The 13730-nt window shown below is 30.3% G+C and carries 12 protein-coding genes; 7 read left to right on the forward strand and 5 right to left on the reverse strand.

Annotated elements, in window-relative coordinates:
- Nucleotides 1-126: 126 nt before the first annotated feature.
- A complete protein-coding gene (locus ACFVR2_RS14910; RefSeq protein ID WP_387362990.1) occupies nt 127-264 on the reverse strand; it encodes a hypothetical protein in 138 nt (45 codons plus the stop codon).
- 197 nt (nt 265-461) lie between these two features.
- On the opposite strand from ACFVR2_RS14910, the gene ACFVR2_RS14915 reads away from it, so the two are divergent.
- Nucleotides 462-1226: a DUF2935 domain-containing protein gene (locus ACFVR2_RS14915; RefSeq protein WP_387362993.1), complete on the forward strand. Its 765-nt coding sequence runs from the start codon at nt 462-464 to the stop codon at nt 1224-1226.
- Nucleotides 1227-1302: 76 nt separating this feature from the next.
- Here the strand turns inward: ACFVR2_RS14915 and ACFVR2_RS14920 are convergent, their stop codons facing one another.
- Nucleotides 1303-1989, reverse strand: a complete 687-nt coding sequence (locus ACFVR2_RS14920) for a response regulator transcription factor (RefSeq protein WP_387362996.1) — start codon at nt 1987-1989, stop codon at nt 1303-1305.
- A gap of 537 nt (nt 1990-2526) precedes the next feature.
- Here ACFVR2_RS14920 and ACFVR2_RS14925 point away from each other — a divergent pair.
- From ACFVR2_RS14925 to ACFVR2_RS14935, 3 genes are all read left to right on the forward strand, one after another.
- A complete protein-coding gene (locus tag ACFVR2_RS14925) occupies nt 2527-3432 on the forward strand; it encodes a LysR family transcriptional regulator (RefSeq protein WP_387362999.1) in 906 nt (301 codons plus the stop codon).
- Nucleotides 3433-3732: 300 nt separating this feature from the next.
- The gene (locus tag ACFVR2_RS14930) at nt 3733-3996 is read left to right on the forward strand and encodes a CD3324 family protein (protein WP_248267930.1); all 264 of its coding nucleotides are present in this window, start codon (nt 3733-3735) and stop codon (nt 3994-3996) included.
- Between the two features lie 149 nt (nt 3997-4145).
- Nucleotides 4146-4781 carry a FusB/FusC family EF-G-binding protein gene (locus tag ACFVR2_RS14935; protein ID WP_387363002.1) on the forward strand — a complete coding sequence of 212 codons (636 nt, stop codon included), beginning with the start codon at nt 4146-4148 and terminating at the stop codon, nt 4779-4781.
- 59 nt (nt 4782-4840) lie between these two features.
- Here the strand turns inward: ACFVR2_RS14935 and ACFVR2_RS14940 are convergent, their stop codons facing one another.
- On the reverse strand, nt 4841-5587 hold the full coding sequence (locus tag ACFVR2_RS14940; protein WP_387363005.1) for a TerC family protein: 747 nt from the start codon (nt 5585-5587) through the stop codon (nt 4841-4843).
- Between the two features lie 213 nt (nt 5588-5800).
- Between ACFVR2_RS14940 and ACFVR2_RS14945 the strand changes: the two genes are divergently transcribed.
- Both ACFVR2_RS14945 and ACFVR2_RS14950 read left to right on the forward strand, forming a co-directional pair.
- The gene (locus ACFVR2_RS14945) at nt 5801-6712 is read left to right on the forward strand and encodes a bifunctional helix-turn-helix transcriptional regulator/GNAT family N-acetyltransferase (protein WP_387363008.1); all 912 of its coding nucleotides are present in this window, start codon (nt 5801-5803) and stop codon (nt 6710-6712) included.
- Between the two features lie 79 nt (nt 6713-6791).
- Nucleotides 6792-7190: a hypothetical protein gene (locus ACFVR2_RS14950; protein WP_387363011.1), complete on the forward strand. Its 399-nt coding sequence runs from the start codon at nt 6792-6794 to the stop codon at nt 7188-7190.
- Nucleotides 7191-7247: 57 nt separating this feature from the next.
- Here the strand turns inward: ACFVR2_RS14950 and ACFVR2_RS14955 are convergent, their stop codons facing one another.
- Together ACFVR2_RS14955 and ACFVR2_RS14960 are read right to left on the reverse strand one after the other, a co-directional pair.
- Entirely contained in the window at nt 7248-7958 is a 711-nt protein-coding gene (locus ACFVR2_RS14955) for a class I SAM-dependent methyltransferase (RefSeq protein WP_387363863.1), read from the reverse strand.
- Nucleotides 7959-8032: 74 nt separating this feature from the next.
- Nucleotides 8033-9745: an ABC transporter ATP-binding protein gene (locus tag ACFVR2_RS14960; protein WP_387363014.1), complete on the reverse strand. Its 1713-nt coding sequence runs from the start codon at nt 9743-9745 to the stop codon at nt 8033-8035.
- A gap of 895 nt (nt 9746-10640) precedes the next feature.
- Here ACFVR2_RS14960 and ACFVR2_RS14965 point away from each other — a divergent pair.
- Entirely contained in the window at nt 10641-13667 is a 3027-nt protein-coding gene (locus ACFVR2_RS14965; protein ID WP_387363018.1) for an efflux RND transporter permease subunit, read from the forward strand.
- The last annotated feature ends 63 nt before the right edge of the window (nt 13668-13730 follow it).

Raw genomic sequence — 13730 nt, forward strand, 5'->3', positions numbered from 1 at the left:
TGTTTTCACTTTTTTTGTTTTTAATATATTAGCTTATATGATTTTAAAAAACTTTATGGTAGGTCTATTGGATTAGTCTTCATTCCTAATAATCAATATAGATAACATATATCCGATGAGTGTAACTTAACCACCTAATATACCAAAAATATATCGATTATCCCATTTAAAATAACCCTCTAATATTGTATCAATAATTGCATAAAAGGCAGACGCAAATAGTATTTGAGAAATAGTCATTTTACCTTTTATATATTTTTCCATTAACTTTCTCCCTCTTAAAATTGTTAATATATTATTCTATTTGATTGCTGGATAAACCTTTTTAATTAAAACTATACAGCCATTTAGGCAAATTAAAATCTACTCCAATTTACCCACTACCTTTTCAAACACTTCCTGCTAATATTTTAAGACATTCATTAATATAATTACCCTGTAGAGTTTATAGGGGGTATTTTATGCCGGATTTTGTACAAACTGCCAATTTTGAGCATTCATTTTGGTTGCATGTGTTAAGAGATCATTCTCAATTTATATTAGATGCTTTACCGTCTAAGCAAGAGGAAGAAATTAAGATTGCAAAACAATTTTACGTAATTTTTAATAATTTATTTACTAGTGTAAATAACAATGAAAATATGAACGAAATTACAATTCAAGCAGAAAAAAGTGCTTTAGCTCTACGCGATTTTAAACTTTCATTGCTAACGAAACATATTACTGACGCTAATTTTAAGATTTACTTAACACCTACATTTTTAAACCATATGGTTAATGAATTGGAAGAATATTTATTAGTACTAACCTACTTAAAACAAAATCAAACCCCACCGATCTTCAATGAACTCCATCATCATTTATTATGGGTGCTAGATGCGGCAGGTCATGCAGATGCCATTCATACTAATCTCGATGCTACAGAAAATATGCTAAGAAAGAAAAGTCACGAATTTACAAAGCATTTTGAACACTTCTATCTGAAAGCAGTAGAACTCACCGGATATTTACGTACTAAACTAAGTACATTTCCTGCATTAAAAAGAATGAATCAAGACGTAAAATTAGAAATTCAGCTATTTCAAATATTTCTAAAAGAAATTGAAGAATTAGATATTTCAAGCCAAATGTTGAGTAACTTTTCCGCTTTAATGGCAGATCATATGTACAGAGAAGAAATGTATTTCTTAAAAAAATTAGAAGAATCTTCATCCATTAATAATTAATTTTATGAAAATTAAAGCACTCTATTTAACACGTAATATGATGTGTTAAATAGAGTGCTCTTTTACTTTAATTAAATTATTGTTTTATTGAAATCCAGTTATTTTTAATTACTTTTATTACAGCATTTAAGCGATCTGGAACGTCTAATTTCATTAAAATATTGGCGACGTGATTTTTAACTGTTTTATTCGAAATAAATAATTCCTTACCAATTTGGATATTCGAAAATCCCTTTACTAAAAGGTGAAGTATTTCGTATTCTCTATTTGTAAGTAACTCTTTGATATATGAATCATTGGGCGGCATAAAATGGATTGAATTATCCTTGAGAAACTTGTATTCTTTAATCAATTCATTTGTAAAGCGATTATCTACCATGAATTGACCACCTTGTACTAGCTTAACAGTATTCACTAAATATGCTTCGTCAACATCTGTTAAACAAATTCCTTTTACTCCTACATTCAATAAACGATCTATTTCATAAAAGTCTAAAGAGTTTTTAATGGTAATTATTTTCGAAGAATCGTCATGTAACATAATACTTCTTGCATACTTTACCATTTCTTCTCCCGAAACTTGTGTTATAAGAATTGAATTACTTACTTCCTGGAAAGAAAAACTATCTTCTAAATTAATTTTAATAGCATTTATTTGATTAAATTCTAATATTGTACGAATACCCGCGACGAAAAGCGAATTTTCAACAAAAATAACAGTATTATTATTTCTTGTGTGATTTGGAACTAATTTTGCTAACATTACTGCCACCTCCAATTTGCAATTTTTTTATAGCAACATTTGTATTGTACATATTTGAATTGATTAAATAAATTTAATATTTTTGAAATTAAAGTTAAGTACTTCTTAAACAAAAGATTATTGTTATTAAAATTTAAGCTAAATCATTAAAATAAAGGTTTCAAAAACTTACGGTCTTATATTATGATATCTATGTACAGATATTTTTTATTACTATAATTTTCCCCTGGAAAAATTTTACTTTGTAACGTTTTAACTTCTTGCTTTTTTAGTAAAAAGCGATTATGAACAAAACACAAGAATTATTTTAATAATATAAATTTAACTATGCACAAGATTTTCCAGTGAAAAAGGTGTATCATTAAACTGTTTTCTTATCTTAAGTGTTCCTTCACACCATATCCACAATATAATTTTATTAGCTCCTCTAAATTAATGAAATTACTAAATTATAACCAACTATGTCCACTATCTTTTAAGCTTTTATGTTCTTAAGTTACTACATGTATTAGAATTTTTTATTATTAGGAGATTACTATGAATTTCGAACAATTAGAGTATATTGTTTATGTAGCAAGTGAAAAATCAATATCTAAAGCTGCCGAAAAGTTATATATCTCTACATCAGCTATAAGCCAATCTATTTCACAACTAGAAAGAGAATTAAATATAACTATATTTAATCGTTCAAGGATCGGAACTACTCCTACTCCTGAAGGAAATATTGTTATAATGAAAGCCATAAATATTTTATCGAATATTAAGCAATTAAATGAGGAACTTTTTAACTTAAATATAAAAAAAGAAAGACAGTTAAAGATCGTTGCAGCAACAGCATTTTTTGATATTTTTCAAGAAGCAGTGACAAACTTCAATTTAGAAAATCCTCAAATCTCAATTGACGTTGAAGAAATGCTTCAAGAGCAGCTACTAAAAAGTTTTAATCCAGATCGTTATGATGTTGGTTTCCTACCAATAGAGAAAGAAGAATTAGATAAATATCCAAAATTGGGTAAAAAGTTAATCAGTAGAGCAAGAGTAGGTATTGTAGTTGGAAAGAATTCTAAATTATTCAATTATGAATATGTAACACCTGCAGATTTAAATAATGAGAAAATAGTAATATTAAAAAATACAAAAAATGGCATTGTTAAAAAGTTTTCAAAATGTACTACTAATCATGTGATCTTAACGACAAATAATCCTAGACTACTATTAAACGTCGTCAAGGAAAGTGCTGGTTTTTCTTTTATTCATGAGTTTACAGTAAAAAACTACCCAACATTTCGTAATGATGAACTCAAGGTAATACCGATTACTTATACTGACGAAACGAATTACATATATCAGGATATATGGGCTATTTATTCTCAGGAACATGGATTATCAAGTTCATCCAGTGAGATTATTAAACACATATTATTTCAGTTAAATAAAAAATGAAAAGGAATAGGAACAATCTCTATAAGGCTTTCTATTCCTTTTTCATATTATTCATAAGTAACAAATGCAATCCGAACAAATATAATTTATAATAAATAAAAAGTTTTCATGATTTCTTTAGGAGGTGATCTATTATGACAAGTACTGTTAGTTTGTCAGATAAATCAGCATCCCATGCAAAGCCTAGATTTAGAAAGGCGATACTTTGCATGGGTAGGTTTTACTAATCGCCCAAGTAAGCAGTTCTGATTCAACGGCTTTGCACCTTATTTACTAAATAAGAATAAGGGGCTGGCAAAGATGGCATATATAAAAGCAACTGCTATTTTACCTGAAAAGTTATTATTGGAAATACAAAAATACGTACAGGGAGAAACACTTTATATTCCAAAATCTGAAAAAGTTCACAAAAAATGGGGCTCACGTTCAGGTACAAGAAAGCTAATTGATAATCGAAATAAAGCGATCAAAGAAGCATTCAAAAACGGTCAATCAATTGAGCATTTAGCAAAAGAATATTTTCTCTCAATCGAAACGATAAAAAAAATTGTATATACTAAATAAATAAAAAAACACTGATATTGTAATCAGTGTTTTTTTATGGCAACTTTGTTTCTTACATAAACTCAACCTATATAAATCCACTTTTTTGATGTAAATTAAAGATGTTAAGTTATAAATCGAACTTTCCTGTCAAATTAGGAGTGATATAAATGGAACCTTTTATTCGAACTGAACAATATAATTTTATTAAACATCAACTTCAAGTCTTAACAAATGGACATTCTACTGTAAATGATAAAACTGTTTTAAATGCTTTACATTCACTAGTTAATGATAAAATACTAGTTTTATTTCCTGATCTCACTGAAGATCAACATATACTCTTCAGTCCAATTAGCACAATTAAAAATTCTGATCAAGCAGCTGTTTTACTGAACGGACTAAAGCCTTATATAATTCCTTTTAAAGAAGTATCAGAACAATCCATCAAAAAGCTATTTCCTAAAGCAAAAAAATTAAGGCTTCCTTTATTACAAAATATTGATTTAGTTGAGACAACATATATTGGATGGGATGATTTAGGCTCTAATTCAAAGTTTATTGTCACATATTTAAATGAGAAACTAATTGGCTTACAGGGTACATTTAATCCTCTGAAGAAAAGAGGCAACTGCACAATATGTAATAAATACGGAGACTTAGGGTTATTCATGACAAAAACAAAAGGAAAAATTGAAGGTACTTTTACACAAAGAGGAAATTACATTTGCAAGGATAGCCAAGTATGCAATCAAAATATTATGTCGCTAGATAAACTGCATGATTTTATTATGTTAGTTAAGTAGTGAACACTAAAAAATCGCTTAGAGACATAAATCTAAGCGATTTTTCTATTATTTTTCATTTATTCTACGTTTGCATCTGTTGATTTCTTTTTAGAGAGAAACCAGCCACCTATAGCGATTAAAAGCATGACTGACCAGAAAATCGTATTCCAGATTGGTCCTTCAACGAAATGATGTGAAATAATGTGTAGAGAAGGATGTGCCAAAGTATGCATTAATAGCTTAACTCCTACCCAACCTACTAAAAGCATAGCTGCTGTTTCTAGACTTGGACGTGTTGTCAGCAATTTAACAAAAATACCTGCCGCAAAACGAATGACGATTAAGCCTGCAATTGCACCAATTACAATGATTATAAATTTGGCACCATCCATACCACCTATATTACCCATTTTTGAATTTGGCAGATCAATTACTAGCGCTACTGCTGCTAAAATAGAATCAATCGCAAATGCAATATCTGCTAATGATATTTGAGCAACTGTCATACCAAAGCTTTTTCCTTTTTTTCCTTTATCATTATCATGCTTTTTAAATAAATGCTTTAATGCTATGAAAATTAAATACGCCGCTCCGATTGCTTGAACCTGCCATACATTAAAAAGAAATGAAATAATAAAAATGGCACCAATTCTAAAAATAAAAGCTAAAAGTAAACCAATATTGATCGCTTTCTTTTGTTGTTCCTCTGGTAAATGTTTTGCCATAACAGCAAGCACTAGTGCATTATCGGCTGATAATAAACCCTCTAATAAAATTAGAATAATTAGTACCCACCCGTACTCTAATAATAAAGATAGCTCCATGTTTTCCCCCTATTTAATTTACTTTTAATCTTTTATTAACCACTTTTTAATTATATTCTCTTTTTTATAAATCCCTTATCCAAATTTTTGAATATTCTAGTACAATTTTCACCATTTACACTTTTATCACGCTCAATATAGTTGACTTAGTCAACTTTTTTAGTTTATATTATTAGTAATCTAAAATTTCAGAATATTGAAGGTGATGAAATTATGAATTATGTTGAAAAAATACGCAAATTTAACAGACATTATGCTAATGTATTAGGAAAAATTGATCAAGGAATCTATAATCACCCTTTTCCATTAACCGAAGCCAGAATCATAACAGAAATCAATGAAAACCACGGATGTACTGCCACAGATATTATCGAAAAACTCGGCATTGATCGTGGTTATTTGAGTCGCATTATTCAACGATTCGATGACGAAAACATCATTACAAAAATCCAATCTCCTGAAGATAAACGTCAATATACTCTTCATTTAACCGTAAAAGGAAACGAAATTTACAATAGATTGGTTAATGATGCGAACATTGGAGTAGAAAGTATGATTCAAAGCCTTTCTACTACTGAAGTAAAAGAGCTAGTAAAATCAATGGAAACAATTGAATCAATTTTCTCATTTAATCAGGCATCTATTCCTGAAATATCAATTCGACCATTTAAACCTGGCGATGTTGGGTATGTCGCTTATATTCATGGAAAGATTTATAGTACAACCTACCAATTTGGACGTGTATTTGAATATTATGTAATGAAAGGGTTAAGCGAATTTTTATTGAATCCTAACGGAGGAGAACTTTGGATCGCAGAAGTAAATGGAGAAATCGTCGGATCAATTGCTATTACTAAGGCCAACGAGGAAGTAGCACAGCTTAGATGGTTTGTTTTAGATGAAAAATATCAAGGATTAGGAATCGGTAAAAAACTAATCGAAACAGCACTCAACTTTTGTAAAGAAAATCAATTCGAACATGTATATTTATGGACTGTAAGCACATTAGAGACTGCACGGTATCTTTATAAAAAATATAACTTTACTTTAACTGAAGAGAAACCTAACTTCGAATGGACTGGATCTGAGTTAATTGAAGAAAGATGGGATTTAGTACTATCATAGAAAAAATAAAAAATTAATGAATTTAGAAGACATTTTCTAAATTAAGAGAAATTCAATAGATTGATCAGATGGAGTAATAATGAAAAACATATTGATAAAGAGTATAAAAATATTTTCAATAATTGCAGTAGTCATAACAGTACTATCTTTAGCCGGATATTTTACACTAGATTATTTATTTGGAGATATGTGCGGAAATGAAATAACCCATAAAGAAATATCTCCTAAAGGCGATAAAGTAGCCTATATTTTCCAAAGAGATTGCGGTGCTACAACTGGATATTCGTATCATTTATCTATAATTGATTCAGATCGGAAGTTACCGAATAAATCAGGAAATACATTTGTGTCAGACGATTTATTTAAAGTAAATTGGATAAACAATAAGAAAATACAAGTTAATTATCTAAAGTCTACTGAGACATATGAAATGGATCAGCATGTAGACGGGACGAAAATTATATATAAAGGAGAATAAACAACGCTATTTTTTCAAAAAAAAAAAAGAGCATCGGTTTGATGCTCTTTTTTATATCTACACATAACCTAAGTAACTTTTAGTAATATACGGATAAATGATTTTGCCTTTTAAACCGTACTTATAAAATAAATTTGTAAGTGCAGTTCTATAAGGCTCAAATTCTTTTTCGCCACTGAGTGGAGAAAAAGAAGAAGATAAGTTTCTACCTAAAAATCCTTCTAAATCCATTTCCAAATCATTTCTATAAACCATCGTTTCATAAATCCCGTTTTTAAAAAATTGGTTAGTAACATCTTGTGTATCTTCTATTCCACCGCTAAACCCTTTAAACTTAGGACAAGTTTCTTTGCAAATCTCCTGCAGTTCAATCATTAATGGACTTAATAAATCTTTACTATTCCAAACTAGAGATACTTTTGAATTCTCTTTTAAGATCCGTTTGCATTCTAACTGGAATTTTTCTTTATCAAACCAGTGAAATGCTTGCGCTACTGTTATTAAATCAACACTATTATTTTTTAGAGAAGTATTTTCAGCTGTTGCATTAATTGACTTATATTGATCATATAACTTCAAAGTCTTCTCCGCGATCCCTCGCATATCATTATTTGGCTCAATTGCTAAAACATTTAACTTTTTTTCAAGTAAAAGTTTCGTTAAAATACCCGTACCAGAGCCAATGTCCGCAATAACACTCCCCTCTTCTAAATGATTTTCTGAGAGTAAATAATTGATATATTCATTCGGATAACTTGGGCGAAACATCGAATATAGATCTGCTTTACCAGTAAAGTGTTCAATCAATACAAAACACCTTCTTATTAAAAATGTTTTTTGTGTTAAATTTGATGAGCATGAAGTCTAGCAAAAATCCCATCTTCCTGTGATAGTAGTTCTGTATGAGTACCATCTTCAGCAATTCCTTCTTCAGTGATGACTAAAATTCGATCTGCTTTTTTAATTGTGCCTAATCGATGAGCAATAACTAATGTTGTTCGATCTTTTGATAAATCATTTAATGCCTCTTGAATAATTGCTTCTGTCTCTGTATCTAATGCCGAAGTAGCTTCATCTAATATTAGGATTGGTGGATTTTTCAAAAACATTCTAGCAATTGCTAATCGTTGTTTTTGTCCACCAGAAAGCTTTAATCCTCTTTCACCAATTTGAGTTTCATAACCATCAGGCAATGAAGCAATTAAATCAGTTAAGTGGGCTTTTCTAGCTGCTTCTTCTACTTCTTCTTCAGTTGCATTTAACTTACCGTAAGCTATATTTTCTTTTAATGTACCCGTAAATAAAAAGACATCCTGTTGTACGATTCCGATATTTGATCGCAATGATTCTTTCGTCATGTTTCGAATATCGATTCCATCAATTGTGATCGCACCGTTTAAAACATCATAAAATCTTGGAATTAATGAACAAATTGTAGTTTTCCCAGCTCCTGAAGGACCTACGAAGGCAATTGTTTTGCCGGCCTCAATAGAGAAGGAAAGGTCATTTAAGATTCTACGTTTGTTTTCGTAGCCAAAAGAAACATTTTTGAACTTAATATCCCCTCTTAAATTAATTACTTCAATTGCATCTGGAGTATTTACAATGTCTGGCTCATTATCAATCAATTCAGTAAAACGTTTAAAGCCCGCCATACCCTTTGGATATAATTCAAGTAAAGCACTTATCTTATCAATTGGTTTAAATAAAATGTTTAAATATAAAATAAACGCTACTAATTCTCCATACGATAAAATTTTCGTAAAACTTAACCAAGCTCCAAAAACTAGAATTACAAGTGTCATTAATCGAGTAGTTACATAGATTCCTAATAAATTCACGCTCATTACTTTATAAGCTTTTAGTTTCGTTTTACGGAAGTATTGGTTATTTTTATTAAATCGTTTCATTTCATATTGTTCATTTGTAAAAGATTGAACTACCCTTACGCCTGAAACACTATCTTCAACTTGTGCATTTACATTTGCAATATTTCCATACATTTTACTCCATGAATTATTCATTTTCATGTTTGAATATGAAATTAACCAAACTAAAAATGGAACGATTATGATTGCTACTAATGCAAGCTTCACATTAATTGTAAGCATAATCCAAAATGCACCGATGAAGGTCATAATCGCAATAAATAAATCCTCTGGACCATGGTGCGCTAATTCACCAATATCCATTAAATCATTTGTAATACGGCTCATTATATGACCAGTCTTCGTATTATCAAAGAAACGAAAAGATTGACGTTGAACATGATTAAATAACTCACGACGCATATCAGTCTCAATATTAATACCAAGTTTATGGCCCCAATAATTCACAACAAATTGCATACCAGAACTTACTAAATAAAGTACTAAAAGTCCGATACTGATCGAGATAATTTTACTCCAGTTCCCTTCCGGCAGCAGTTTATCTATAAACCAAGACACTGCTAAAGGGAATCCAAGCTCCATTAAACCCACTAATAGTGCACAGAAAAAGTCTATATAAAATAACTTTTTGTGCGGGCGATAATAACTAAAAAAACGTTTAATCAAAATACAGCACCTCGAATTCTATTGATTAATCTAGTTCGTTAGATGTTAATACCTTACCACATGTGTTTTAAGCGTGCTATTATTTCAGAATTTTCCAACATATGTTTAGTAGGAGATCCAACACTAGATTTACAAGGAAGAAATACATTTTTTGTGAACTTAATTATGTTTTAGAGACTGATATTAATATAGATAATTTTATTCATTCGCATAAATGGAATTCTATTTTTATTTATTAGAAAAAGTAGACATAAAAAAACTACTCATTTAAGAGTAGTCAATACCTTGTCCACATTCAGGATCTACTTAATGTATATCACTTTGAACTAGTAATCATAATTCATTAATTAAAACCAACTTTTATGATGAATAAATCATATAAGTTAACATTGTATTTTACTAGAAGAGGCTATTCTTCAATATAGAGGTTTCGTAGAAATTGAGAAATCCTTATCGAGTTAAATGATTGGATATTCTAAAAAAGAAGAAATATCAGAAGAAGAGAAAACAATGATCAGTACTATTTAAGATCTGAAAAAAAGCTAAATAAAATATTTCGTTCTATTAAGGCTAAACTTGTTCAGTTCAACTTGTCTTTTTTTATTAAAAATTTAATTTATTCTCCGTTGATATTAAATTCAAATTTTCAAGTTCCAAAGGACTTTCTAGATTATGAATTGTCTATCTTAATCATTAAACAAGTATAAAAGACAAATTGTCTCATATTTTAGTAAAGTATGTACTAATTCATTTAAAACCTAAACTGTTCAAATGTCGAATTGTGCTCTTAAATATTTTGTAAATTCTAAATTAAATGTATTTTATTTTTAGGATTAGTGTGTTACGATTCAACTTGTGTTACTGGATATATTTACCATAAAGGGGGATAACTTGAATGTCGTGGTTTACTAAATGGGCCTTTAATAATAAAGCCGCCATTACCTTTTTATCAGTTCTCATTTTATTAATTGGAGTATTAAGTTATAAAAAGCTTCCAATGGAATTTCTACCTGCTGCAGATCAACCAATTGTTTCTGTCATTGTTATGGGCCAAGGTACTGATTCGAAAACAATGGAGGACCAAGTAACTACTCCGATCGAAAATGCTGTCTCTGGTGTGAAAGGTAAAAGTCATATTTATTCAAGCACAAGCAATGGTTTTTCAAAAATTGATGTATATTATGAATCAGGAACAAACATGAAGGACGCTAAACAAGAAGTCCAAGAATCTTTAAATAAAATCACTCTACCTCAAAATGTTAGTAAACCTACAATTGTTCAATTAAACACTTCCATGATTCCTATCGCAGATGTTGCAATCACTTTCGAGGATGGATTAAGTCCGAATAATATTGATTTTGCAAACAAAAAAGTTATTCCATATTTCAAAGACATAAAAGGTGTAGCAGACGTTCAAACATACGGTACAGAAAAATCTTTTGTTTCTGTAAAAATCGATAATGCGAAGCTTGCGCAAAATAAAGTTTCACTAGAAACTGTCATGGGTATTATTCGAGGTCAAAATTCTGCAGTTTCAGTTGGCGAAGGTATTATAAATGATAAAACTAGTAATATAAAAGTTGTTGGGAATTTAGACAATATAGACAAAGTAAAGAGTCTTATGGTAGCTGATCATGTTAAATTAGCTGATATTGCAACTGTTGAAGTGAAAAAGCCGGCAAACAATCTAACAAGAATCAACGGAAAAGACGGATTATTATTAATCATCACAAAGGATAGTAATTCTAATGCTGTTAGTATTACAAAGGATGTAAGAGAAGCTACTAAACACTTAAATAAAAAATATAAAAATATGAATTCAGATGTGATGGTCGCAACATCAGATATGGTAAAAACTTCTGTACATGCAATGATTAAGGAAGTTTTACTTGGTGCATTATTTGCTACGATTGTCATCATGTTATTCTTAAGAAATGTACGTTCAACACTAATTACAATTGTTTCAATTCCACTATCGCTATGTTTAACATTATTTTTACTTGCGGAGTCAGGCATTACATTGAATGTCTTAACACTTGGTGGAGTAGCTGTAGCAGTTGGACGATTAGTTGATGATAGTATTGTAGTTATTGAGAATATATTTAGAAAAACTCAATCAGAGAAATTTTCAGTTCAAATGATAATTGATGCTACAAAAGAAGTCGGTAGTGCAATCACAGCTTCTACTTTAACGACTGTTGCTGTATTTTTACCTATAGGTATTATTAGCACGGGGCTTAAAGATTTCATGCTTCCATTTGCTTTAACGATTACTTACTCTTTATTAGCTTCATTATTTGTTGCATTGACGGTCGTTCCATTATTAAGTGCATTCTTCCTAAAAAAGGCTAAATTAAAAGCTCATAAGCCGTCAGTACGATATAAAAAAGTTCTTACTTGGTCATTAAATCATAAATGGGTCATTTTAGTCGTTTCATTTTTATTATTTGTCGGCTCAATAGGTACTTATTTCGCTATGCCAAAAGGTGCAACAGATAATTCTTCTTCAGACTTTGTTCAAACAACATTAACGTATCCAAGTGATACACCAGTTGAAAAAGTAAAGGAAAACACGCTTAAACTAGAAAAGTATATTCTTGAACAAAAAGGTATAAAAGGAGTTTACACTCAATTAGGCAGTACAGCTGATGCTGCAAAATATGGGGATGTCCGCTCTTCTACCCAAGCAATCTATTTAATTACACTAGAAGATAAAAAACTTACTGACCAAATTGTAAAAAAAATCAACACGCAAAAATCTAACTATGCGGATGCAGAATTAAGTACAATGGCATCAAGTTTATTTGGAGGATCTAAAACTCAAATTACAATTGATGTGGTCGGAAATAATTTAAATGATTTAGAGAATACCGCAAGTGAAATTAAAAATAAGATTAAAAATATTGATGGAGTTAAAAAGGTAACAACAAATGAGGAAGACAAAAAAACGGTTTACTCATTAGAGGTTGACCCTTCCAAAGGTAATGCTGAACAACTATCGCAACAATTATTTGTTATGTTGAATCGAACTCCACTTGGAACAGTTACAATTGATCAACAACCGACTGATGTATATCTTGACCCAATTTTAGAACCTAAAACTCCTGAGGATATTAAATCAGTACCGATTATGACTAAAACTGGAATGATTCCAGTATCGTCAGTAGCTACACTAAAAGTAGAAGAAAAGTCTACGAATCTATATCATAAAGATGGCGATCCTTATTTAAGTATATCTGCTGAAGTAAAGCCAGATAAACTTTCAAAAATTAATGCAGATTTAAATAAAGTTATATTTGGAGATAAAAAATCAAAAGGCATGAAAATTGCCGATGGTGTAAATGTATACATTGGTGGTGCTCTTGCACAGCAATCACAAGATTTTTCAGATTTATATATGATCATGCTTGTCTCAATCGGCTTAGTATTCCTAATCATGATTATTACATTTAAAACATTCCGTGCACCAATTGCTATACTATGTTCTTTACCTTTAGCAGCGATTGGAGCTGTGCTTGGATTAATTATAAGTCGTATATCAGTTGAACCAACAGCACTATTAGGAGCACTGATGCTCATCGGAATTGTCGTGACAAACGCAATCGTATTACTAGACCGAGTAAAACAAAAAGAAAAACAAATGATTCTACGTGAAGCAATTATCGATGCTGCTGTAACTCGAATTCGACCAATTCTCATGACGGCAGTTGCTACAATTTGTGCAATGCTACCACTACTATTCAAAAAAGCCGAAACCGGTAGCCTTGTATCCCAAAGCCTTGCAGTTGTAGTAATTGGTGGATTAACTGTTTCAACATTATTAACACTAATTGTCATCCCTGTCATTTATGAGTTACTTTATTTTAGAAAATCTAGAAAACAGCGAAGACAACAGGATACTAGTAAGCCAGTAAGTTTGTAAATAAATGTGGGATGTCTCGGTAGTATTGAGACATCCCATTTTTTTGGTTAGAGATCAATCACG

Origin of the sequence: Gottfriedia sp. NPDC057991, assembly GCF_042886615.1 — a bacterium.
GTDB lineage: Bacteria > Bacillota > Bacilli > Bacillales > Bacillaceae_G > Gottfriedia.